This window comes from Clostridium sp. AM25-23AC (assembly GCF_003435125.1).
In the GTDB taxonomy this organism is placed as follows: domain Bacteria; phylum Bacillota; class Clostridia; order Lachnospirales; family Lachnospiraceae; genus Pilosibacter; species Pilosibacter fragilis.
On sequence record NZ_QWGI01000002.1, the window covers coordinates 240,394 to 263,174 of the forward strand.

Sequence of the window (22,781 nt, forward strand, 5' to 3'; positions counted from 1 at the left end):
AAAATACTCCGGCAAAAAATGAGGAATTAGAATGAGAAAATGGTTTTTGATTATGGCCACAGCGGTGGTACTTTGTTCCGCCTGCGGCAAGAAAGACGCTTCAGTGAACGATGTGACTCAGGCGGCACAGGCAAGTTCGACGGAAGCGGAGAATCTCTATAAGGAAGGATCCCAGTACGTCGGGGAAGAGGATTACGAGAGTGCCATCGAATCCCTTTTAAAATGTATTGAACTGGATCCGGATTACAGCAAAGCCTATATCCAGCTTTCCAAAGCCTATATTGGAAATGAAGAGTACGATGAAGCTATGACGATCCTGCAGCAGGGATATGAGAAGACAAAGGATACGTCTCTGGAAAAAGAACAGGATAACTGTGTCCGCACGATCTGCCAGGTCCTGACAGACAACGAGGATTACGAGACAGCGATCCCATGGCTTTTAAAACTTCAGGAACTCGATGGTGTCACCGTGGAGAATTCCCTGCAGCTTGCGGAAGCATATTCCATGATGGATGATTATGAAAATGCAGTGTCAGTTCTTCAGAAAGCAGATCAGAATGATGCAAGTATTAAAAATGCCCTGCTGGAGGCAAGAGTTGCCTACGGACAGTACTGCTACGATGAAGGAAAGAACGATCAGGCGATCGAGACTTTAAAGGCTGTGATCAATGAGGCGCCAGACCGGATCGATGCATACTCCATGCTGATCAGCGCATATGTAGATGCAGGAAAAGTAAAAGAGGCGGAGAGTATCGTGCAGGGTGGTCTTGAGCGGTTCGTAAACCAGAATTCCACGGTGACAGATGACCAGCTTGATGAATTTTTAAATTCCGCATCTTCCTATTATCTGGAACTCGAGGATGTGGATGCCTGCCTGAGATTCTGGGAGAAGGCAGTTTCCATGAGACCTGGAAATAAAAGTTATAAAGAAGAACTGGACAGCTACCGTTCCTCCGCTGCAGACGAGTCCTACGCGAAGGCAGATGAACTTCTGGAAGCAGGGGACGTGGAAGGCGCTTCCAAGTATTATAAGCGTGCCTTTGCGCTGGCTCCGTCAAACTATGACGCGGGAGTGATCAGCGGAGGCGACTATACATACTGCCTGAACAAAGATGGTTCCTGGAGACTTGGCTGGTATACAGATGAGACTGGCGGCTCCTACTACTTCAATCCGGCAGCGGGACGTCTCTACGCCAGTGCGGTGACGGGATACCAGCAGCTTGACGGTGCGGTATACTATTTTGAGGATGACGGCAGAATGCTGGTGGATGATACGACTCCAGATGGCCGTTATGCGGATGTGGATGGAAAACTTTTAGACCACAATCCATATGAGGATGAGACCGCTGAAGAGGATGAGACGGATGCTGCCGAGGATGAGACTGAGGCAGATACAGAAGAGAAGACGACAGGAAGCTCTGAGAAGGAATCTACGGCGGCTTCTGTGAAAGAGACAACAGCAGCAGTTAAGGAAACGGTGGAGACCACAAAGGCAAATCCGCAGCCGACGCAGGCAGCAGCCGTGAATTCAGGAAACCTGAAACTGAATGCGGACACTCTTCAGGAAGCTCATGACAATGGCGGAACAACAACCTACGAGAAGACAGATCTCTTCGACGGATCCACAGGAAAGCTGACCATGGGAGATGTCTATAACTGCCTTGCCAAGTACGGAAAGACCGAATGGGTATCCCAGAAACTTCCGTATGAGCTGAAGGTCGGAAACTTAAAGGTATGGATCCTGCCTGGCGATAACTGGAATACAACAGGACTCGTCATTAAAGACGCGTCCCAGTATTTTGAGGTATTAAAGAAGAAGGCGCTTCCGGATAATGTACAGTTTGCGATCGAATTCGATTTCACCGCGACAGATAAGCTTGACATCAATAAAGTGAGACGTGTGAACGGAAACTAAGATGCTGTAAGAAATAAAAACGGGAATTCCTGCAGAAATGTTGGAATTTCCGTTTTTTTTAATGGGATTCTGCACCTGAAATGTGTAGAATCTGAAAAAACGCCGCCTGGAATCCATAATGGAAAGCCGGGCGGCGTAAATATTCTCTGAGATTTAAAATTAAAGAAGACCCTCGTTGTACTTTCTGATAAGTTTCTGGATCTTGTCTGTCGGGGACAGGGAGTTTCCGATGGAAACGTCGTGGTTTAAGGAGTTGATGATGGCAGCAATGTACTTGCTCATATCAGCTTCCACATACCATTCCTTTGTAAAGAGTTCCGGGGAACGGTAGTTTAAGTTTGTTGTGACAACGCTGTCGATGTAGCCCTTCTGGTAGAACTCATCGAATTTCTCGAAGCCTGCGGTGAAGAGACCGAAGGTGCAGCATACAACGACCTTCTCGGCCTTGCGCTCCTTTAACTCTTTTGCAGTATCAAGCATGCTCTCGCCGGAGGCGATCATATCGTCAACGACGATCACAGTCTTTCCTTCAACGGAGCTTCCGAGGAACTCGTGGGCAACGATCGGGTTTCTTCCGTTGATGACCTTGGAGTAATCTCTTCTCTTGTAGAACATACCCATATCAACGCCGAGGTTGTTGGCGAGATATACGGCACGGCTCATAGCACCCTCATCCGGGCTGATGACCATTAAGTGGTCTTTATCGATCTTTAAGGTATTGTCATGTTTAAACAGTGCTTTTACGAACTGGTAGGTCGGCATGAAATTGTCGAGACCGGATAACGGGATCGCATTCTGTACACGCGGGTCGTGTGCATCAAATGTGATGATGTTGGACACGCCCATGCTTACTAACTCTTCAAGCGCCATTGCGCAGTCTAAAGACTCTCTGTGAGTACGCTTATGCTGACGGCTCTCGTAAAGGAACGGCATGATAACGTTGATACGGTGTGCGGTGGATGCCGTAGCGCCGATGATTCTCTTAAGATCCTGGTAGTGGTCATCCGGGGACATGTGGTTTACATATCCGGACATCTTGTAGGTGAGAGAGTGGTTTGTCACATCGACCATGCAGAAAATATCAGTTCCGCGAACAGATTCATTTACGATTCCCTTTGCTTCACCGCTTCCGAAACGCGGGCATGCGCAGTCGAGAAGGTAGGAGTCAACATCGTAGCCGCGGTACTGTAAATTGCCCTGACGGCGAATTAATTCTTCCGTATCGTTGCGGCGGAAGTTTACGATGTGGTCATTGACTTTCTGCGCAAGATCACGGCAGCTCTCAAGTGCAGCGATCTTAAGCGGTGCGAGCGGCAGACGGTCGTTGAAAACGTACTGATTAGACATGTCAGATAATCCTCCGATTTTTTGTGTTGCGGTCCGGCCTCTGCGGTCGGACTGTCAGATCATATTTTTGCCTGGATCTCCTTATTTATACGGGAACCTGCAGGCATTCCACGCCGAGTATACCATTTTCAGACATTTTTCGTCAATAGTTTCCCATGAAAATTCGAAGGAAAAAAGAATATCGTTCCTTTACAAATCGGAGGAAGATTGGTATGATTAAGTTTAGAACCATGCAGGAAGGATAAAAGAAGTGAAATATCAGGGACATAAAATTATGGCAGTTACCCCCGGATCCATCGCGGAAGAGCTGGAACTGGAACCGGGAGATGTGCTGCTTACCATAGACGGGGAAGAGCTGGAAGATATCTTTGACTACGACTATATGACGGATGCCGAGAGCTTCGTGATGGTCGTGCGGAAGGCAAACGGAGAAGAGTGGGAACTTGAGATCGAGAGCGGCGGTGAGGACCTGGGACTTACCTTTGAAAACGGACTTATGAGTGACTATAAGTCCTGCTCCAATAAGTGCATCTTCTGCTTTATCGACCAGATGCCGCCGGGAATGCGTGAGACGCTCTACTTTAAGGACGACGACTCCAGACTTTCGTTCCTTCAGGGAAACTACATCACCCTGACAAATATGAAGGATAAAGATATCGAGCGGATCATCCGCTTCCACCTGGCCCCGATTAATATCTCCGTGCAGACTATGAACCCGGAGCTACGCTGTAAGATGCTCCACAACCGGTTTGCGGGGGAGGCGTTAAAGAAGATCGACCGTCTTTACGAGGCGGGAACGGAGATGAACGGACAGATCGTTCTATGCCGGGGCGTCAATGACGGAAATGAGCTGGCGTACACCATCGAACAGCTCTCAAAGTACGCGCCGGTGATGCAGAGCGTGTCGGTGGTTCCGGTCGGTCTCTCGAAGTATCGTGAGGGTCTTTACCCGCTGGAACCGTTTACAAAGGAAGATGCCTGCGAGGTGATCGATCTCATCGAAAAATGGCAGAAGATCAACTACGAGCGCCACAGGATCCACTTTATCCATGCAAGTGATGAGTGGTATATCCTGGCGGAGCGCGAGATGCCGGAGAAAGGAAGATACGACGGATATATCCAGCTGGAGAATGGCGTCGGTATGCTGCGGCTGCTGCATGAGGAAGTCATGGATGCCCTGGATGAGAAGACGGACGATGGAAAAGAGGAAGAACTCTCAATCGCCACAGGACGTCTGCCGTATCCGTATCTGGACACGCTTGTAAAGGAGATCATGAAAGTCTATCCGGGACGAAAGGTCCATATCTACCCGATCCGGAATGATTTCTTCGGCGAAAAGATCACGGTGGCGGGACTGATCACAGGACAGGATCTGATCGCCCAGTTAAAGGATAAGCCTTTAGGCGACAGGCTGATCCTTCCGGCCGTTATGTTTAAGAGCGGCGAGGAGATTTTCCTGGATGATATCACAAAGACCCAGGCGGAAGATGCTTTACAGATTCCGATAAATATAGTAAAATCAAGCGGATATGACCTTGTGGACGCGATCCTTGACCCGGAGGCGGCGAGAGAACAGACTGCGGAACACGGGGCATATGAGCTTACAATGAAAGATGCCGGTCTCACAGAGGACGGGGAAGTTATCCCTGATTGGGACGGCGAAGTATAGAAATGAGGAAGATATATGAGTAAACCAGTAGTGGCGATCGTCGGCAGACCGAATGTGGGAAAATCCACACTCTTCAACGTCCTTGCCGGCAGCACGATCTCGATCGTAAAAGACACTCCGGGTGTGACAAGAGACCGTATCTATGCGGACTGCACCTGGTTAAACAACAACTTTACCTTAATCGATACAGGCGGAATCGAGCCGGATTCCAAGGATATCATTCTTGCGCAGATGCGTGAGCAGGCTCAGATCGCCATCGATACCGCGGACGTCATCATCTTTATCGTGGATGTGCGCCAGGGTCTCGTCGACGCGGACTCCAAGGTTGCGGACATGTTAAGAAAGTCCAAGAAACCGGTCGTTCTTGCGGTCAATAAGGTGGACAGCATGGCGAAGTTCGGAAACGATGTATACGAATTCTATAACCTGGGAATCGGAGACCCGGTCCCGGTATCCGCGGCTTCAAGACTTGGCCTTGGCGAGCTTCTCGATGAGGTAGTCAAGTATTTCCGTGAGGACCAGTATGACGACAGCGAGGATGACCGTCCGAGAATCGCCATCGTGGGAAAACCGAACGTCGGAAAATCCTCTATTATCAATAAGCTTCTCGGTGAAAACCGTGTGATCGTATCCAACATCGCCGGAACCACAAGAGACGCTGTCGATACAGAGATCGTGCGAAACGGCACTGAATATATCTTTATCGATACTGCGGGCTTAAGAAGAAAGAGCAAGATCAAAGAGGATATCGAGCGCTACAGTATTATCCGTACTGTGACAGCGGTGGAGCGCGCTGATGTGGTCCTCATGGTCATCGATGCCGTTGAGGGAATCACTGAGCAGGACGCAAAGATCGCCGGTATCGCCCATGACCGCGGAAAAGGCGTGATCGTCGTTGTCAACAAGTGGGATGCCATCGAGAAGAACGACAAGACGATCTATGAGTACACAAGAAAATTAAAAGAGACCCTGTCCTACATGCCGTATGCGGAATATATCTTCGTGTCCGCCCTGACCGGACAGAGAATGGAAAAGCTCTTCGAGCTCATCGATATGGTCCGCGAGAACCAGACGCTCCGCGTGGCTACCGGTGTATTGAACGAGATTGTGACAGAAGCTGTCGCTATGCAGCAGCCGCCGTCCGACAAGGGCAAACGCTTAAAGATCTACTATGTGACCCAGGTTGCGGTAAAACCGCCGACCTTTGTTATCTTCGTAAACGATAAGGAGTTAATGCATTTCTCCTACACGAGATACTTAGAGAACAAGATCCGTGAGGCCTTCGGTTTTCGCGGAACATCCTTAAAATTCATCATCCGCGAGAGGAAGGAGAAGGATTAAGCGATGGGCAGAGTGATTTGTCTTGTTATGGGTTATGTGTTTGGATTATTCCAGACAGGATATCTTTACGGTAAGATGAACCATATCGATATCAGAAACTACGGAAGCGGAAACTCCGGAACGACAAATGCGCTCCGGGTCATGGGAAAAAAAGCGGGGCTCATCGTGTTCGCGGGAGATTTTTTAAAGACGGTGTTCGCCTGTCTTGCGGCGCGGATCATCTTTAAGGGAAGCCCGGACACAGACCTCTATGTGCTCTACGCAGGTCTCGGCGTTGTCCTCGGTCATAATTTCCCGTGTTATTTAAACTTCAAGGGAGGAAAGGGAATTGCCTCCATGGCGGGTATCCTCGTGTCCATGGACTGGCGCGTGACGCTTGTCTGTGCAGCACTGTTCCTTGGAGCTGTCATCATTACAAGATATGTCTCCCTTGGTTCTATTCTGGTGGTGATCTCATTCTTTATCCAGATACTGGTCTACGGGGCGCATGGAACATTTACCGTCTCTGCGGATCATCTCATGGAGTTTTATGCCGTTGCCTTCGTCCTGATGGCGATGGCGATCTGGAGACACAAGACGAACATAAAAAGACTTTTATCCGGCACAGAGAACAAGCTCTGGGGTGGAAAGAAAAACTGAATAAGCGCTTAAGCACGAAAATATCAGTCGGTACAGGGCAGTGAGATTAAAGAGAAAAGGAGTTCCTGAACATGGAAAAAATTGGTATTATCGGTTCCGGTACATGGGGAACCGCGATTGCGGTGCTGTTAAGAAACAATGGACATGAGGTCACACTGTGGTCCGCGATCCCGGCGGAGATCGAGGAGATGGCAAAGACCAGGACTCACAAGAATCTTCCGGGAGTGACGTTGCCGGAGGGAATCATCTATACCGCTGACCTTGAGGAAGCGATGAAGGATAAGAACCTTCTCGTGATGGCGGTTCCGTCCGTATTTGTCCGCAGCACGGCGCAGAAGATGAAGCCGTTCTGTAAAGAGGGACAGCTCATTGTGGATGTGGCAAAGGGAATCGAGGAGAATACTCTCGATACAATGACCCAGATCATAAAGGAAGAACTTCCGATGGCGGAAACAGCTGTTCTTTCCGGACCGAGCCACGCGGAGGAGGTAAGCCGCGGACTTCCGACGCTCTGCGTTGCGGGATCCCGCAAGAAGAACGTTGCAGAGTACGTCCAGTCCACATTTATCAGCCCGGTGTTCCGTGTATACACGAGCCCTGATGTGCTGGGGATCGAGACAGGCGCCGCGTTAAAGAATGTCGTTGCCCTGGCAGCGGGAATCGCTGACGGTCTGGGCTACGGGGACAACGCAAAGGCAGCCCTCATCACCCGTGGTATGGCGGAGATCGCGAGACTTGGTGTCGCTATGGGCGGAAAATACCAGACATATACCGGACTTTCCGGAATCGGCGATCTGATCGTGACATGCGCCAGCATGCACAGTAGAAACCGCCGCGCTGGTATCCTCATCGGAAAAGGATACACGATGGAAGAAGCAATGAAGGAAGTCCAGATGGTGGTAGAAGGCGTTTACTCAGCGAAGGCTGCGAGATCCCTCGCAAAGAAATACAATGTTTCCATGCCGATCGTTGAGGAGGTAAACCAGGTCCTGTTTGAAGGAAAACCTGCAAAAGAGGCGGTGGCTGACCTGATGCTCCGCGATAAGCGCATCGAGCACAGCGATCTTCCGTGGGAATAGAAGTCAGAACAAGCCTTGCAGCAGCCTGTATTTTTCCGTACTGCGGCGTAAGAAAAGGCTCTGCCGGTATAAAATGTCCCCCTCGCGCATACACTGCAACAGTATATGCGAGGGGGTATTTTTATGGATCATTTCCATGTATACAAGGATATCGAGGCGAGGACGGGCGGAGAGATCTATGTGGGTGTTGTGGGACCTGTGCGCACTGGAAAATCCACATTTATCAAGCGGTTTATGGAGCTTCTTGTGCTCCCGAACCTCCCGGACGGACAGAAAAAGGCCCAGACCAGGGATGAGCTTCCCCAGAGTGCTGCGGGGAAGACGATCATGACCACGGAGCCGAAGTTTATCCCGAAGGAGGCGGCGGAGCTGGAGCTTGCGGAGGGGATCCGGGCGAAGGTGCGGCTCATCGACTGTGTGGGTTTTATGGTGGAAGGTGCTGCGGGACATACGGAAAACGGGGAGGAACGTCTCGTGAAGACGCCCTGGTACGATTATGAGATCCCGTTCACCCAGGCGGCGGAAATTGGGACGAGAAAGGTGATCCGGGACCATTCCACCATCGGGATCGTTGTGGCCTGCGATGGCAGCTTCGGGGAACTCTCCAGGGATGATTTTAAGGAGGCGGAGGAGCAGACGATCTCGGAGTTGAAGGAGATCGGAAAACCGTTCCTGATCCTGTTAAACTCTACAAGACCCTATGCGGCGGAGACGAAAGCCCTGGCGTTAAAGATGGAAAACCAGTACGGGGTCCCGGTACGTGCGGCAAACTGTGAACAGCTAAAGCGAGAAGACATCGAGGAGATATTGGGCACCGTGCTCCTGGAGTTCCCGGTGACAGAGCTCGACTTTGAGATCCCGAAATGGGTGGAGATCCTGCCGGATGATCATGCGTTAAAGGCAGGTTTGATCATGGAGGCGGGAAAACTCCTGAAGACATCCGTCCAGATGAAGGACGTGCCGAAGGAGACGGCGCCGGAAACAGATCAGGCGGTGAAAAAGCTGATCGCGGATGAGCTGGATCTTGCGAGCGGCCGGGTGACGATCCGGGTCCTGGTGGATGAGGCGGCGTACTTTGAGGTCCTGAGCGACATTTCCGGCCTGACGGTGCGGGATGAGTACAGCCTGTTTAAGATTTTAAAGGAATCTGCTGAGATGAAGGAAGAGTATGAGAAGGTGAGAAACGCCCTGGCGGAGGTGCGCCAGAAGGGCTACGGAATCGTCCTGCCGGATAAGACGGAGATCTCCTTAGATGAGCCGGAGCTGATCCGTCATGGCAGCAAGTACGGTGTGAAGATCCATGCCCAGGCACCCTCCATCAATCTCATAAAGGCCAGGATCGAGACGGAGATCGCGCCGATCGTTGGGAACGAGCAGCAGGCGAAGGACTTGATCGCGTACATAAAGGACGGGGAAGCGACGGAGGAAGGTGTCTGGGATACGAATATCTTCGGAAAGTCCGTGGAACAGATCGTTGAGGACGGCATGCAGGCGAAGATCTCCCAGATGACGGAGGACTGTCAGATGAAACTTCAGGATACGCTGCAGAAAATTATTAATGACAGTAATGGCGGAATGATTTGCATAATTATCTGAAATTTGCTATAATAGATGCAAATAATACAGCTGATTTGCAAAAATGAAGATTTTCATCGAATTTTGCAAAACGATGCTGAAATTACAGTATTTGCGGCAGAAACCTGAAGGATAAAATCCGCGGTGAACGTGAAAAGGGTTGCGGACACTGCCCGGTTGGGAAAAATGGATATTTCTGTATATCGACCACAGGAATAGGATGTTTGCATGAGTTTCCAGATTTCGCCGCGAAAGGAGGAGTTCCATGAAACTGACATTTATCGGTGCAGATCATGAAGTGACTGGAAGCTGTCATTATCTGAATGCGGCGGGAAAGAACATTCTTGTTGATTACGGTATGGAACAGGGCGGAAACGTCTATGAGAACGCGGAGCTTCCGATCCCGTTCTCCGATGTGGACTACATCTTTATCACCCACGCCCACATCGATCACACAGGCCTGCTTCCACTGATCTATGCGAAGGGCTTTAAGGGGCAGATATTCGCCACACAGGCCACCTGCGATCTCTGCAACATTATGTTGAAAGACAGTGCCCACATCCAGGAAATGGAGGCTGAGTGGAAGAACAGAAAGGCAAGACGTGCCGGAAACCCGGAGGTCCAGGCGCTCTACACGGTAAACGACGCGGAAGGCGTTTTAAAGCATTTCGTGCCATGCCATTATGGTGATATCCTGACGATCTGCGACGGATTGAAAGTACGGTTTACGGATGTGGGACACCTGCTTGGATCCGCATCCATTGAAGTCTGGATCGATGAGGACGGCGTACAGAAGAAGATTGTTTTCTCTGGTGATATCGGGAACAAGAACAAACCTCTGATCAAGGATCCGCAGTACACGGATGAGGCCGACTATGTGGTAATGGAGTGTACCTACGGTGACCGTTCCCACGACCGGACCCACGAGCATATCGAGGAGTTCGCGAAGATCATCCAGAGGACCCTGGACCGTCACGGAAACGTTGTGATCCCGGCCTTTGCAGTGGGCAGGACCCAGGAGATCCTCTACTTTATCCGTAAGATCAAGGAAGAGGGCCTTGTCACCGGACATGACGGATTCCCGGTCTATGTGGACAGCCCGCTGGCCGTCGAGGCGACCCATGTGTTCAATAAGAACATTTCCGAGTGCTTTGACGAGGAGGCGATGGATCTTGTGAACAGGGGAATCAACCCGATCGCATTCCCGGGATTAAATCTTTCCGTCAGCAGCGACGATTCCAAGGCGATCAACTTCGACTCCGAGCCGAAGGTCATTATCTCCGCGGCGGGTATGTGTGATGCCGGACGAATCCGCCACCACTTAAAACATAATCTCTGGAGACAGGAGTGTACGATCGTGTTCGCCGGATACCAGGCTGTCGGAACTCTGGGAAGGAGCCTCATTGAGGGGGCGGAAGTCGTAAAACTATTCGGTGAGACCATCGATGTAGAAGCGGAGATCGTGTGCCTGGACGGACTTTCCGGTCATGCGGACAGGGAAGGACTTCTCACCTGGATCAACGCCTTTAAGAAGAAACCGGACCGTGTGTTTATGGTACACGGAGACGATCTCGTATGCACGAAGTTCGCGAACCTCCTGCGCTCGGACTACGATCTTGTGGCGGACGCACCGTTCTCGGGATCAGAGTTTGACCTTGCCGCGGGTGCGTGGCTCAAACAGACCGTCGGTATTCCAATCCAGAAGGAGACAGCGAGACAGAAGGAGAATAAGTCCATCTTTGCTCTTCTTGTGGCTGCAGGCGAGCGCCTGATGCGGATCATCCAGAAGAACCGCGACTGCGCGAACAAGGATATCAAGAAATTTACGGCAGAGGTCAACGCGCTCTGCGAGAAGTGGGATCTGTAACTGCGGCTTGAGCCGTCTGAATTCCGGAATCATATAAAATAAGACATCTGAGAGGAATTACAAAATAGACATGAAAGTAACACTTTATACGGACGGAGCGGCCCGCGGAAATCCAGACGGGCCGGGCGGATACGGAGCGGTGCTCCAGTTTATTGATAAAAATGGGACTCTCCACGAAAAGGAATTGTCCGCGGGATATGTGCGGACAACCAATAACCGGATGGAACTTATGGCAGCGATCGTGGGACTTGAAGCGTTAAACCGGTCCTGTGAGGTAGACCTTTATTCCGATTCGAAATATCTCGTGGACGCTTTCAACCAGAAATGGATCGACGGCTGGGTTAAGCATAACTGGGTCCGCCCTAAGACGGGACCGGTAAAAAATTCGGACCTCTGGAAACGGCTGCTCGTCGCGATGAACCCGCATAAAGTGACGTTCCACTGGGTCAAGGGCCATGACGGTCATCCCGGAAACGAGCGCTGTGACCGCCTGGCCACCAGCGCTGCGGATGGTGGGGATCTGTTGGTGGATACGGGGCTTAGTAACTAAAAAGGCAGCTACGCTGTTTTTTACAAAAGTCTTACAATGTATTACTAATTTGCGTTTTTTGTTCACAAAGATCTCACGATATGGTATCTTTTTAGTAGAACAAAAGTTACCTGAAAAATCGAGAGGGCACATATGAGCAGACGCAGAATATGGTTGATAATTATTGGAATCCTGATGGCCGGGGTATCCGCCACATGGGAAATGGAAAAATTTGTTTCTTCCCATGGGGTGAATACCGCGGCTGTCGTCGGTTTCGAGGCGGATGCCATGCAGCCGGATGCGGGAAATTCCGGGAATCCCTATATGACAGAGAATCGGATGAAGGTTGCAGAAAATACCCCGGCAGCCCAGAATGCGCCAGCTCCGGCGTGCGGCCCTGCCGATAATGGGATCGCCCTGTATCACGCGGATGCAAAAGCCAGCCGGGGACCGGAAGATGGGGGAGAAGCTTCTGATACTGAAACAAGGATGAAAGAATCTGCGACGAAAGAAAACGCAGCGGCAGAAGCTCCCGATGCGGAGGTCAGCGACCTGTCACTGGCGGATAATGATCAGCTGGCGGTGAGCGGAGGCGCAGACGAGGCGGCAGGGATACCGGTGGAAGAGACGGTCAAGTCCCCGCTGGAACCGGACAGCACAGCATCGGAAAATGCAGGGGAAGCAAAACTTGTGATCGAATACACACGTTCTGATCTGGAGGAGCGTCTTGAGGCGGTTAGAACTGAGGCGGAAAAGTACCAGGATGATCAGACGATGAGTCAGACCTCCCGGTATGCGACGGCGGAATATGTGAGAAATCTCTGGGACCGCGAGCTGAACCTGATCTATTCAAGCATCCATAAAGAGATGGACGAGAGTGCAGCGGAAGCGCTCCGCCGGGAAGAAGTGGAGTGGATTCGAAAGCGCGACCTGGCGGCGGATAAAGCCAGTGCGAAGTCAAACAGCACACCATCCCAGAGCATCGAGTATGTCCGCACATCAGCGAGCGTGACGATGGACCGATGCTATGAACTGCTGGAAAATTATGGGGATTACCTGGAGCCTGAGAAAAATTAAAAGACGACACATCGGCACATTTGAATCACTAAAAAATTCAGATGCGCCGGTTTCACTTATGAAGAAGTGACAGAAAAGCCGTTTGACGGCAGAAAAGGTCCACCAGAATGCCACGGAACAGAAAAAACATCTTGCCAACAGAACGAGAAACGATTATAGTATAGGTTATGAGAATCTGCGCAGAAGACCGGCGCACTGGCTTTATGGGCAGATCCCGAAAAAATAATATAAATAGAAACTGTACAAATGTGTCATTTTAAACACAGGCGTCTGAATTTTAGACAGCCGGAGAAGGAGGCGTTTTTATGTCCGCATTTTTCGCATCATGTATTTCAACAGCTTTAGAGGCTGTGATTCTGGCCGCAGTTGCCCTGGCGGGTATCGTTCTGGGTAAGAAATTCAGAGATAAAAAAAGTACACAACAGTAACCAGGAGGCAGTACCATGCAGAAATATGGTGTAAACGAACTGAGGAGAATGTTCCTTGAATTCTTCGAGAGCAAGGAACATCTTGCGATGAAGAGTTTCTCCCTCGTTCCGCACAACGATAACAGCTTACTTTTGATCAACTCCGGTATGGCACCGTTAAAGCCATACTTCACAGGCCAGGAGATCCCACCGAGGCGCAGAGTCACCACATGCCAGAAATGTATCCGTACCGGCGATATCGAAAATATCGGTAAGACAGCCCGCCACGGCACATTCTTCGAAATGTTGGGAAACTTCTCCTTCGGCGATTACTTCAAGACAGAAGCGATCCACTGGGCATGGGAGTTCCTGACCGAATGCGTAGGAATCCCGGCAGACCGTCTCTATCCGTCCGTTTACCTTGACGATGATGAGGCTTTCCGCATCTGGAACGAGGAGATCGGAATCCCGAAAGAGAGAATCTACCGTTTTGGCAAAGAAGACAACTTCTGGGAGCATGGCGCAGGTCCGTGCGGCCCGTGCTCTGAGATCTACTATGACCGCGGAGAGAAGTATGGTACAGGCCCGGAGGACGTTATGGGTGGCGAGGGAGACCGTTTCATGGAAGTATGGAATGTCGTATTCTCCCAGTTCAACAATGACGGACACGGAAATTACACCGATCTGATCCAGAAGAACATCGATACAGGTATGGGACTCGAGAGACTGGCTGTTGTCTGCCAGGATGTGGCATCCCTTTTCGATGTAGATACAAACCGTGCCCTGATGGACGAGGTAGGCGCTCTTGCACACTGCAGATACGAGGAGGACGACAAGAAGGACGTTTCTCTCCGTATTATCGCTGACCACGTAAAGAGCTGCACATTTATGGCATCTGACGGAATCATGCCGTCCAACGAGGGCAGAGGTTATGTATTCCGCAGACTTTTAAGAAGAGCAGCACGTCACGGACGTATCCTCGGCATCGAGGGAAGCTTCATGACAAAGCTTGCACAGGTCGTTATTGATCTCTCCAAGGACGGTTATCCGGAGTTAGAGGAGAAGAAAGATATGATCCTCCGCGTGATCGACCAGGAGGAAGAGCGTTTTGCCAACACCATCGACAAAGGCCTTGAGATCCTTGCTGATCTTGAAAAAGATATGGAAGCAAAGGGAACAAAGGTCCTTGCCGGTGAGGATGCGTTCAAGCTCTACGATACTTACGGATTCCCGATCGACTTAACAAAGGAGATCCTCGACGATAAGGGACTCACTGTCGATGAAGAAGGTTTCCACAAAGCAATGCAGGTTCAGAGAGAGACTGCAAGAAGTGCCAGAAAGACCACAAACTACATGGGACGCGACGATATCTATCAGAAACTCGACGCATCCTTAACATCCGCTTTCACAGGATATGACAAGCTTGAGGATGAGTCCAAGGTGACAGCCCTCGTAAGACTTACCGCTGATGAAGAAGGCGAGGATGAGATCGCAGATGCGGTGACAGACGGTGAGAAAGCGTGCGTTATCACCTCTGAGACTCCATTCTACGGAACCATGGGCGGTCAGGTCGGCGACCGCGGCGTGATCGAGAGTGCGAACGGCAAGTTCGAGGTAGAAGATACGATCCACCTTCAGGGCGGAAAGATCGGTCATATCGGACATATGGTAAGCGGTATGTTCCAGACAGGTGAGACAGTAACTCTTAAGGTAAATGAGGAGAACCGTTCCCTGATCGGAAGAAACCACAGTGCGACCCACCTTCTCCACAAGGCATTAAGAACCGTACTCGGCACACATGTTGAGCAGGCTGGTTCCCTTGTGACAAGAGACAGACTTCGTTTCGACTTCACTCACTTCTCTGCAATGAGCCAGGATGAGATCAAGGAAGTTGAGAATATTGTAAATAAAGAGATCCGCGCGGCACTTCCGGTTGTTACAGATGTTATGAGTCTGGAGGACGCAAAGAAGACAGGCGCGATGGCGCTCTTCGGAGAGAAATACGGCGATAAGGTCCGTGTCGTAAGAATGGGAGACTTCTCCACAGAGCTCTGCGGCGGTACCCACGTTAAGAATACCTCCGAGATCAGCTGCTTCAAGATCCTTTCCGAGGCTGGTGTAGCAGCAGGTGTAAGACGTATCGAGGCACTCACCTCCGATGGCCTGATCCATCACTATGAGAATGTAGAGCAGGAGCTTCACGCGGCAGCAGCTGCAGCGAAGTCCACTCCGGCTGATTTAAAGACAAAGATCGAGTCCATGATGGAGGAGATCAAGACACTCCACTCCGAGAACGAGAAGTTAAAGAGCAAGCTTGCCAAAGAGGCAATGGGCGATGTAATGGATCAGGTTCAGGAAGTGAAGGGCGTGAAAGTCCTCGCAGTCCGCGCAGACGGCGTTGACATGAACGGCTTAAGAAACTTAGGCGACCAGTTAAAGGAGAAGATCGGAGAAGGCGTTGTTGTGATCGCATCCGTTCTTGACGGCAAGGTAAATCTTATGGCTGCTGTGACAGACGAAGCCCAGAAGAAGGGCGCTCACGCAGGTAACCTCATCAAGGCCATCGCAGGTCTTGTAGGTGGCGGCGGCGGCGGACGTCCGAACATGGCGCAGGCCGGCGGTAAGAATCCGGAAGGCGTTGCGGACGCACTCATAAAGGTTGCGGAAGTCGTTTCTGAGCAGGTAAAATAAGTTAAGAATTAAGGCTGTTTCAAGCCTTTTTGATGCCGGGCTGTGCAAGGTTGCCCGGCATCAAAAATAAATTTGAAAAAAATGCATTTTTCTAGTAAAAATAGGTTGACGAATGTGTAATTTATGATATAATCATACCAGTGCTAAAAAATACCCAAACAGTTGTATTATGCACAATTACACAACTGGAGGGAGGTTAGGTGTGAGCTATGTCAAACGTAATCGTTAAAGATAACGAAAGTCTGGACAGCGCTTTACGCAGATTCAAAAGAAACTGCGCAAAGGCAGGTATTCAGCAGGAGATTCGTAAAAGAGAGCATTATGAGAAGCCGAGCGTAAGACGTAAAAAGAAGTCTGAAGCGGCAAGAAAGCGCAAGTACAACTAATAAGCGTACAGGGGCTGTTCCTTTAGGGATGGCTCCTTTTTCTTTTGCCTGATATGGATACTCGCAGTGGATAAAAATTCAGTTGCCGGATGCAGGTATGAGTATTATACTATTAGAAAACAAATATAAAATATAATGATTGTTTTCTTGCGGTCAGCGCAGCAGGTGTGCAGACCTGCTGCGCAGTTACAAGCAAACTATACAATTCGGAGGAAGAAAAATCATGGAGAAGAAAATTGAAAGTCTGATCAAAGAACACAAGATCATCGCAATTTTAAGAGGTGTGCCGTCCGAGAAGATCGTTGATGTTGCAAAGGCATTATATGATGGCGGAATCCGCCTTTTAGAGATCACTTTTAACCAGAAATCCGAGACAAAGCTCATTGATACACCGAACGCTATCCGCGCAGTCCGCGAGGTGCTGGGGGACAAGATGGTGATCGGAGCCGGAACCGTGATGTCTGTGGAGGAAGTTCGTGCGGCGAAAGAGGCAGGCGCATCCTTCGCACTTGCTCCGAATGTGGACGAGACTGTAATTAAAGAGACTGTAGCATGCGGTCTTGAGTCAATTCCGGGCGCTATGACTCCGTCTGAAATCGCTGACGCTTACCGTTACGGCGCATCTGTTGTAAAACTTTTCCCGGCAGGAAACCTTGGTCTTTCTTACTGTAAGGCTGTCATGGCACCAATCAACAACGTTCCGATGATCGCAGTTGGCGGTGTGGATGACAAGAACCTTCCAGACTTCTTAAAAGCTGGCTTTATCGGTCTTGGAATCGGTTCCAGCCTTACAAACAAGAAGATGATCGAAGAGGGCAGATACGATGAGTTGAAGGCCTTGGCTGAGGTTTATGTAAAAGCAGCAGAGAACTAAAACAACAGGAGAGCAGTCATAAAATGAAAAACTATACGATCACGATCGACACAGGAACAACGAATACCCGTGTGTACCTGTTTAATGAGAAATATGAGGCAGTGGCATCCGCAAAATCCGAGATCGGTGTCCGCATCACCGCTATCGACGGTAATAATAACCGCTTAAAGGCAGCAATCAAGGGCTGTCTTGAGGATGTCTTAAAGCAGGCTGATATTACATATGACGATGTAAAGCAGGTCGCTGCGTCCGGAATGATCACCTCCAACGTGGGACTCACAGAGATCCCTCACGTGGTTGCCCCGGCATCTGCAGAGGACCTTGCGAAGGCGGCAAAGAGTGTTCTTATCGAGGATGTATGCCCGCTCCCGATCCTCTTTATCCCGGGAGTGAAAAACCGCGACGGAAAGCTGGATCTTACGACCTTCGAGTCGATGGATATGATGCGCGGCGAGGAGGTTGAGACCGTTGCTGTGATCGAGAGCCTTCCAAAGGGACAACCGTATCTTCTCGTTCTTCCTGGTTCCCACACGAAGTTTGTCTCCGTGGACCGCGACGGAAAGATCACTGGCTGCCTCACAACGATCACGGGAGAGCTCCTCTCCGTTATCACAAACGATACCCTGATCGCGGATGCGGTTGGACATTCCTTCGCTTCTGAGGAGACTTATGCGAAAGAGTATGTTCTCGCGGGATACGAGACTGCCAGGAAGACGGGAATCGGCCGCGCATGTTTCTCTGCAAGGATCTTAAATACCTTCGCGGAGCCGGATAAGACGAAGATCGCAAGCTATGTTCTCGGCGCTGTCTTACAGAACGATATGGAGGCCGTAAAGAACAGCAGCGCGTTAAAATGCGATGCTGATACAACGGTTGTGATCTACGGGAAGAATCCCCTGAGAGAAGCTCTCATGGACCTCTTCGCTAAGGAGAATTTCTTCAGGCATGTGACGGAATTCGTCCCGAAGGACTCCGTTCCTACATCTGCCAAAGGAGCCCTGCATATTGTATCTCTGACAGAAAAAAATAAGTAAAATTACGAAAACTCAGACAGAATTCACATCAATTTTATTGATCTATCACACAACTTAACACGTTCTAAGCGCCTGACAGCTTGACGGCAAGGGCTGGTTTTCCTAAAATAGATATGTATAAAGAATCTCTAAACTTTCTGAAAAAAATGGGAAGAGATTCAGAAGAAAATATCTAAAAAGGAGAGACTTGTTATGAAAAAACGAGTATTAAGCCTGGCCCTCGCCGCAGTAATGGCGGCATCCCTCACCGCATGCAGCGGTAATTCCACCACAACAGAGACAACGGCAGCTGCCGAGGAGACGAAAGCTGCTGAAAATGCAAATACAGAGAGCAAAGAGGCTGACGGTTCCGGCGTGGATGTATCCGACTGGAAGAATAAGACGGTTACATGTATCGTTCCTTACGATGCAGGCGGCGGTACCGATACAGTTATGCGTGCTTTAGCAGACGCAGCGAAGGGCTCCTTCAAGAATATTTCCGTTGAAAACCGTTCCGGCGGCGGCGGAGCGACAGGCATGCTCGCGGGTGCCAATGCCACGGCAGACGGAACTACCGTTACCATGATCACGGTAGAGCTCGCGACACTTGAGGCTATGGGGACAAACGCAGGACTTACATATTCCATGTTCAAGCCGATCATGATGGTAAACAGCGCATGCTCTGCCATCACGGTAAACGCAAAGGACGACCGTTTCAACACCATTGAGGATTTCATCAACTACGCGAAGGAGAACGAGGTCTCCATGGGCAATTCCGGTAACGGCGCGATCTGGCATCTTGCTGCGGCAGGCCTTGCAAAGGAGACAGGGGCGAAGTTCAAGCATGTCGCTTACGACGGAGCAGCAGGTGCGATCACAGACCTTCTCGGTGAGCATATCGATGCGGTAGCGGTTTCCTACGCAGAGGTTGCAAACTATGTTGAATCCGGAGATTTAAAGGTCCTTGCAGTTATGAATGATAAGCGTCTCGACGCGATCCCGGATGTTCCGACATGTAAAGAAGCCGGTTACAATGTAGTTCTCGGTACATGGAGAGGCCTCGGCGTTCCTGCAAGCACACCGGATTACGTCGTAGAGCAGCTTTACCAAATCTTCTCTGACGCGGCACAGTCCGACGCGTTCGTTGATTTCATGAACAAGTCTAACAATGTGATCGATATCATGGATGGACCGAGCTTCGAGGACAGGATCATTGCTGACCTTGACACTTACAAGGCTCTTGTAACCGATCTCGGATTAAAGATTCAGTAAATATCAAAAGGGAGCCGCGGTATCAGCCGTGGTTCCCATCTGGAGGCTCTGCCGGAGGAAACAATTTCCGGGTACGGCAGAAAACGATATTATGAAGAATCGAGGTCTCAGCTATGAGAAAAGGAAATATTATTGCGGGCATTGTCTGCGCGGCAGTTGCCCTCTATGTCATCGTGACATGTCTCGGTTATCCGAGGGCGGAAGCTTACGGTACAGGTGTTCCGGGTCCGGGACTCTGGCCGGGCATCATCGCGGCGCTTCTCCTCATCTGCTCGGTCGGTCTGATCGCCGGAACCCTGATGATGAAAAAAGAAGATCTCCCGGAGCTTCCGATGTGGACACCGGGAACAAAGCGTGTGTACATTTCCATGGCGATCCTGCTGGTTTACATGTTGGTGTTGTCCACGGTTGGATTCATCATCCCGTCTGTGATCATGCTGTTTGCGTTCTGCCAGTGGTTCCACAGAGGGGCCGTCTGGAAAAATGCGGTGATCTCCATCGCGGTGATCCTTGTGATCTACTATGTATTCAAAAATTTCCTGAACGTGCCGATCGATTTCGGTATGTTCAGCATATAGGAGGGCTGAGATATGAGTTTCTTTCTTGAAGTTGTACAGTCAGCGTTCAGCCCGATGGTCTTATTCTACATGTTCGCGGGCGTTGCGGCGGGTATCTGCATCGGAGCACTTCCGGGACTGACCGCAACAATGGGTGTAGCGCTTCTTCTTCCGCTTACCTTTGGTATGGATGCTACATCCGGTATCTTAATGTTGCTTGGGATTTATGTCGGCGCGATCTACGGTGGATCTATCTCTGCGATCCTCCTTCATACGCCTGGTACACCGGCATCCGCGGCCACAGCTATTGACGGATATCAGTTCTCCAAACGCGGTGAGGCGGGACGCGCCCTCGGTATTGCGACACTTTCCAGCTATATCGGCGGTGTTGTGAGCTGTCTCTGCTTATGGCTCATCAGCCCGCAGCTCGCAAAGCTTGCGTTAAAGTTCAGCTCCGCTGAGTTCTTCTTACTTGCGGTATTCGGCCTTTGTATCATCGCGAATATCTCCGGCGAGAACATGGCAAAGGGCCTGATCTGCGGGTTCTTAGGAATCTTAACAGCTACCGTCGGTATCGATAGCGTAACAAGCTATATCCGTTTCACAGACAATGCGAACCTTCTCTCCGGTATCCAGTACATTCCGGTCATGATCGGTCTCTTCGCGATGAGCCAGGCCTTCGAGACCATCGAGGATATCTACAGCACCGACGAGATCGATGCGACGGTGACAAGACTTCTCCCGACAAAAGAAGATATGAAGACCATGTTCCGGGTCGCTCCGGTTACCGGTCTCATCGGAACCATCATCGGTATCATCCCCGGTGCAGGTGCCGATATCGGATCCTTCGTTGGATACAACACCGCCCGCGGCATGTCCAAACATCCGGAACTGTTCGGAAAAGGAAGCCCGGAGGCCGTAGCTGCTTCTGAGGGCGGCAACAACGGTGTAACCGGTGGTGCCATGATCCCGATGCTGACACTCGGTGTTCCGGGTGATGCTGTAGCAGCTATCATGATCGGCGCGTTAACGATCCAGGGTCTTACCCCGGGACCGATGCTCTTTAAGACCAACAAGGTTCTCGTTTACACGATCTTCCTTGGAATGTTCGTGGCAAACACCATCATGGTGCTCCTCGGATTCTCCTGTATCCGCCTTTTCACAAAGGTACTCAGCGTTCCGAAGACGATCCTCACACCGGTCATCTTCATCCTCTGCGTAGTGGGAAGCTATGCGATGAGGAGCAACTTCTACGATGTGGGAACGATGTTGATTGCAGGCGTGATCGGCTGGCTCATGGGTAAAGTAAAGATCCCGACAAGCCCGGCGATTCTCGGCCTGATCTTAGGCCCGATGGCTGAGAAGAACTTCCGCACCGCGCTCTTAAAGTCCAGCGGGAATGTGGGTGTATTCTTTAATACTCCGATCTGCTGGTTCTTCCTGGCCCTGATCGCGGTCACCCTGTTTGGCGCGGTCCGCGGACAAATAAAGAAAAAAGCGGAATAACCGTTAAGAAAAAATGTATAAAAATTCAGGGCACCCTGACCGGGTTTGAAATTAATGTCCAACGGTCAGGGCGCCTTTTTTGGTAAAAAGCTACAAAAATCATGAAAAACCGTATGGAATTGAAAGTATCTTTTGTGAAGACTTTCCATAAAACCATTGACAAGTTGTTCACAAACGTCTACAATATGTCGTGTAAAAATTTCATAAAGAAACCTAAAAAATCGTTAAGAAAGTATTAGGAAAGAGAAAAGGAGTAGTTTTATGAGAAAAAGAGTAGTATCGCTCGCAATGGCAGCAGCTATGGCTCTCTCCCTGACAGCTTGCGGAAGCAGCTCCAGCAAAACAGAGACAACTGCAGCAGCGACAGAGGCAGCAAAAACAGAGACAACTGCAGCAGCTGAGGGGGCAGCAACAGAGGCAGCAGCTTCTGGCGTTGACACATCCGCATGGAAGGATAAAACAGTTACATGTATCGTTCCTTACGATGCAGGCGGCGGTACCGATACAGTTATGCGTGCTTTAGCAGACGCAGCGAAGGGTTCCTTCAAAAACATCTCCGTAGAGAACCGTTCCGGCGGCGGCGGAGCAACCGGTATGCTCGCTGGCGCAAACGCTAAGGCTGATGGCACAACCGTTACCATGATCACAGTAGAGCTTGCAACTCTTGAGGCTATGGGAACAAACGCTGGTCTTACATATTCCATGTTCAAACCGATCATGATGGTAAACAGCGCATGTGCAGCGATCACAGTAAACGCAAAAGATGACCGTTTCAACACGATCGAAGACTTCATCAACTACGCAAAAGAGAACGAGGTTTCCATGGGTAACTCCGGTAACGGCGCGATCTGGCACCTTGCAGCAGCAGGTCTTGCAAAAGAGACAGGCGCTCAGTTCAAACACGTTGCTTACGATGGAGCAGCAGGTGCGATCACAGACCTTCTTGGTGAGCATATTGACGCAGTAGCAGTTTCCTACGCTGAGGTTGCTAACTACTGTTGTGGTCAAGCTTTTTTGTAACACTTGTGGCTAAAAAA

General features: G+C 50.3%; 19 protein-coding genes. 18 read left to right on the forward strand and 1 reads right to left on the reverse strand.

Features of this window, described 5'->3' with window-relative positions:
• The first annotated feature begins 31 nt into the window (after nucleotides 1–31).
• Nucleotides 32–1,915: a tetratricopeptide repeat protein gene (locus DW677_RS02300; protein ID WP_117469473.1), complete on the forward strand. Its 1,884-nt coding sequence runs from the start codon at nucleotides 32–34 to the stop codon at nucleotides 1,913–1,915.
• Nucleotides 1,916–2,074: 159 nt separating this feature from the next.
• Here the strand turns inward: DW677_RS02300 and DW677_RS02305 are convergent, their stop codons facing one another.
• On the reverse strand, nucleotides 2,075–3,262 hold the full coding sequence (locus DW677_RS02305) for a ribose-phosphate pyrophosphokinase (RefSeq protein WP_117566412.1): 1,188 nt from the start codon (nucleotides 3,260–3,262) through the stop codon (nucleotides 2,075–2,077).
• Between the two features lie 274 nt (nucleotides 3,263–3,536).
• Here DW677_RS02305 and DW677_RS02310 point away from each other — a divergent pair, with 274 nt between their 5' ends.
• The 17 genes from DW677_RS02310 to DW677_RS02385 all read left to right on the forward strand — a co-directional run bounded on the left by DW677_RS02310 (nucleotide 3,537) and on the right by DW677_RS02385 (nucleotide 22,764).
• Nucleotides 3,537–4,931, forward strand: a complete 1,395-nt coding sequence (locus DW677_RS02310; protein WP_117566427.1) for a DUF512 domain-containing protein — start codon at nucleotides 3,537–3,539, stop codon at nucleotides 4,929–4,931.
• 15 nt (nucleotides 4,932–4,946) lie between these two features.
• Nucleotides 4,947–6,272 (forward strand): ribosome biogenesis GTPase Der, encoded by a 1,326-nt coding sequence (der, locus tag DW677_RS02315; RefSeq protein WP_015554291.1) that lies wholly within the window; start codon nucleotides 4,947–4,949, stop codon nucleotides 6,270–6,272.
• Between the two features lie 3 nt (nucleotides 6,273–6,275).
• Nucleotides 6,276–6,911: a glycerol-3-phosphate 1-O-acyltransferase PlsY gene (gene plsY, locus DW677_RS02320; protein ID WP_117469474.1), complete on the forward strand. Its 636-nt coding sequence runs from the start codon at nucleotides 6,276–6,278 to the stop codon at nucleotides 6,909–6,911.
• 71 nt (nucleotides 6,912–6,982) lie between these two features.
• Entirely contained in the window at nucleotides 6,983–7,990 is a 1,008-nt protein-coding gene (locus DW677_RS02325) for an NAD(P)H-dependent glycerol-3-phosphate dehydrogenase (RefSeq protein WP_117566413.1), read from the forward strand.
• 123 nt (nucleotides 7,991–8,113) lie between these two features.
• A complete protein-coding gene (spoIVA, locus tag DW677_RS02330; RefSeq protein WP_117566414.1) occupies nucleotides 8,114–9,586 on the forward strand; it encodes a stage IV sporulation protein A in 1,473 nt (490 codons plus the stop codon).
• Between the two features lie 244 nt (nucleotides 9,587–9,830).
• Nucleotides 9,831–11,432, forward strand: a complete 1,602-nt coding sequence (locus DW677_RS02335) for an MBL fold/beta-CASP domain-containing RNA metallo-hydrolase (protein ID WP_015554295.1) — start codon at nucleotides 9,831–9,833, stop codon at nucleotides 11,430–11,432.
• Between the two features lie 70 nt (nucleotides 11,433–11,502).
• Nucleotides 11,503–11,982 (forward strand): ribonuclease HI, encoded by a 480-nt coding sequence (gene rnhA, locus DW677_RS02340; RefSeq protein WP_015554296.1) that lies wholly within the window; start codon nucleotides 11,503–11,505, stop codon nucleotides 11,980–11,982.
• Between the two features lie 132 nt (nucleotides 11,983–12,114).
• A complete protein-coding gene (locus DW677_RS02345; protein WP_117469477.1) occupies nucleotides 12,115–13,038 on the forward strand; it encodes a lysozyme inhibitor LprI family protein in 924 nt (307 codons plus the stop codon).
• 305 nt (nucleotides 13,039–13,343) lie between these two features.
• The gene (locus tag DW677_RS19050; RefSeq protein ID WP_015554298.1) at nucleotides 13,344–13,466 is read left to right on the forward strand and encodes a hypothetical protein; all 123 of its coding nucleotides are present in this window, start codon (nucleotides 13,344–13,346) and stop codon (nucleotides 13,464–13,466) included.
• Nucleotides 13,467–13,481: 15 nt separating this feature from the next.
• Nucleotides 13,482–16,136: an alanine--tRNA ligase gene (gene alaS / locus DW677_RS02350; RefSeq protein WP_117566415.1), complete on the forward strand. Its 2,655-nt coding sequence runs from the start codon at nucleotides 13,482–13,484 to the stop codon at nucleotides 16,134–16,136.
• 209 nt (nucleotides 16,137–16,345) lie between these two features.
• A complete protein-coding gene (gene rpsU / locus DW677_RS02355) occupies nucleotides 16,346–16,522 on the forward strand; it encodes a 30S ribosomal protein S21 (protein ID WP_003504099.1) in 177 nt (58 codons plus the stop codon).
• A gap of 223 nt (nucleotides 16,523–16,745) precedes the next feature.
• Nucleotides 16,746–17,396: a bifunctional 4-hydroxy-2-oxoglutarate aldolase/2-dehydro-3-deoxy-phosphogluconate aldolase gene (locus tag DW677_RS02360; RefSeq protein ID WP_117566416.1), complete on the forward strand. Its 651-nt coding sequence runs from the start codon at nucleotides 16,746–16,748 to the stop codon at nucleotides 17,394–17,396.
• A gap of 23 nt (nucleotides 17,397–17,419) precedes the next feature.
• Nucleotides 17,420–18,430, forward strand: coding sequence for a 2-dehydro-3-deoxygalactonokinase (locus DW677_RS02365; protein WP_117566417.1), 1,011 nt, complete (start codon nucleotides 17,420–17,422; stop codon nucleotides 18,428–18,430).
• 192 nt (nucleotides 18,431–18,622) lie between these two features.
• On the forward strand, nucleotides 18,623–19,681 hold the full coding sequence (locus DW677_RS02370; RefSeq protein ID WP_117471762.1) for a tripartite tricarboxylate transporter substrate binding protein: 1,059 nt from the start codon (nucleotides 18,623–18,625) through the stop codon (nucleotides 19,679–19,681).
• Nucleotides 19,682–19,794: 113 nt separating this feature from the next.
• Nucleotides 19,795–20,259 carry a tripartite tricarboxylate transporter TctB family protein gene (locus DW677_RS02375; RefSeq protein ID WP_117469481.1) on the forward strand — a complete coding sequence of 155 codons (465 nt, stop codon included), beginning with the start codon at nucleotides 19,795–19,797 and terminating at the stop codon, nucleotides 20,257–20,259.
• Between the two features lie 12 nt (nucleotides 20,260–20,271).
• Nucleotides 20,272–21,744 (forward strand): tripartite tricarboxylate transporter permease, encoded by a 1,473-nt coding sequence (locus DW677_RS02380; RefSeq protein WP_015554304.1) that lies wholly within the window; start codon nucleotides 20,272–20,274, stop codon nucleotides 21,742–21,744.
• A gap of 261 nt (nucleotides 21,745–22,005) precedes the next feature.
• The gene (locus tag DW677_RS02385; protein WP_242992095.1) at nucleotides 22,006–22,764 is read left to right on the forward strand and encodes a tripartite tricarboxylate transporter substrate binding protein; all 759 of its coding nucleotides are present in this window, start codon (nucleotides 22,006–22,008) and stop codon (nucleotides 22,762–22,764) included.
• Nucleotides 22,765–22,781 lie beyond the last annotated feature (17 nt).

What these genes read in the sequence shown, in the direction of transcription:
- DW677_RS02345 (WP_117469477.1), top strand. Translation starts at nt 12,115, where the DNA reads ATGAGCAGACGCAGAATATGGTTGATAATTATTGGAATCCTGATGGCC.
- rpsU (WP_003504099.1), top strand. Translation starts at nt 16,346, where the DNA reads ATGTCAAACGTAATCGTTAAAGATAACGAAAGTCTGGACAGCGCTTTA.
- alaS (WP_117566415.1), top strand. Translation starts at nt 13,482, where the DNA reads ATGCAGAAATATGGTGTAAACGAACTGAGGAGAATGTTCCTTGAATTC.
- DW677_RS02310 (WP_117566427.1), top strand. Translation starts at nt 3,537, where the DNA reads ATGGCAGTTACCCCCGGATCCATCGCGGAAGAGCTGGAACTGGAACCG.
- DW677_RS02360 (WP_117566416.1), top strand. Translation starts at nt 16,746, where the DNA reads ATGGAGAAGAAAATTGAAAGTCTGATCAAAGAACACAAGATCATCGCA.
- DW677_RS02380 (WP_015554304.1), top strand. Translation starts at nt 20,272, where the DNA reads ATGAGTTTCTTTCTTGAAGTTGTACAGTCAGCGTTCAGCCCGATGGTC.
- plsY (WP_117469474.1), top strand. Translation starts at nt 6,276, where the DNA reads ATGGGCAGAGTGATTTGTCTTGTTATGGGTTATGTGTTTGGATTATTC.
- rnhA (WP_015554296.1), top strand. Translation starts at nt 11,503, where the DNA reads ATGAAAGTAACACTTTATACGGACGGAGCGGCCCGCGGAAATCCAGAC.
- der (WP_015554291.1), top strand. Translation starts at nt 4,947, where the DNA reads ATGAGTAAACCAGTAGTGGCGATCGTCGGCAGACCGAATGTGGGAAAA.
- DW677_RS19050 (WP_015554298.1), top strand. Translation starts at nt 13,344, where the DNA reads ATGTCCGCATTTTTCGCATCATGTATTTCAACAGCTTTAGAGGCTGTG.
- DW677_RS02305 (WP_117566412.1), bottom strand. Translation starts at nt 3,262, where the DNA reads ATGTCTAATCAGTACGTTTTCAACGACCGTCTGCCGCTCGCACCGCTT.
- spoIVA (WP_117566414.1), top strand. Translation starts at nt 8,114, where the DNA reads ATGGATCATTTCCATGTATACAAGGATATCGAGGCGAGGACGGGCGGA.
- DW677_RS02325 (WP_117566413.1), top strand. Translation starts at nt 6,983, where the DNA reads ATGGAAAAAATTGGTATTATCGGTTCCGGTACATGGGGAACCGCGATT.
- DW677_RS02365 (WP_117566417.1), top strand. Translation starts at nt 17,420, where the DNA reads ATGAAAAACTATACGATCACGATCGACACAGGAACAACGAATACCCGT.
- DW677_RS02370 (WP_117471762.1), top strand. Translation starts at nt 18,623, where the DNA reads ATGAAAAAACGAGTATTAAGCCTGGCCCTCGCCGCAGTAATGGCGGCA.
- DW677_RS02300 (WP_117469473.1), top strand. Translation starts at nt 32, where the DNA reads ATGAGAAAATGGTTTTTGATTATGGCCACAGCGGTGGTACTTTGTTCC.
- DW677_RS02385 (WP_242992095.1), top strand. Translation starts at nt 22,006, where the DNA reads ATGAGAAAAAGAGTAGTATCGCTCGCAATGGCAGCAGCTATGGCTCTC.
- DW677_RS02335 (WP_015554295.1), top strand. Translation starts at nt 9,831, where the DNA reads ATGAAACTGACATTTATCGGTGCAGATCATGAAGTGACTGGAAGCTGT.
- DW677_RS02375 (WP_117469481.1), top strand. Translation starts at nt 19,795, where the DNA reads ATGAGAAAAGGAAATATTATTGCGGGCATTGTCTGCGCGGCAGTTGCC.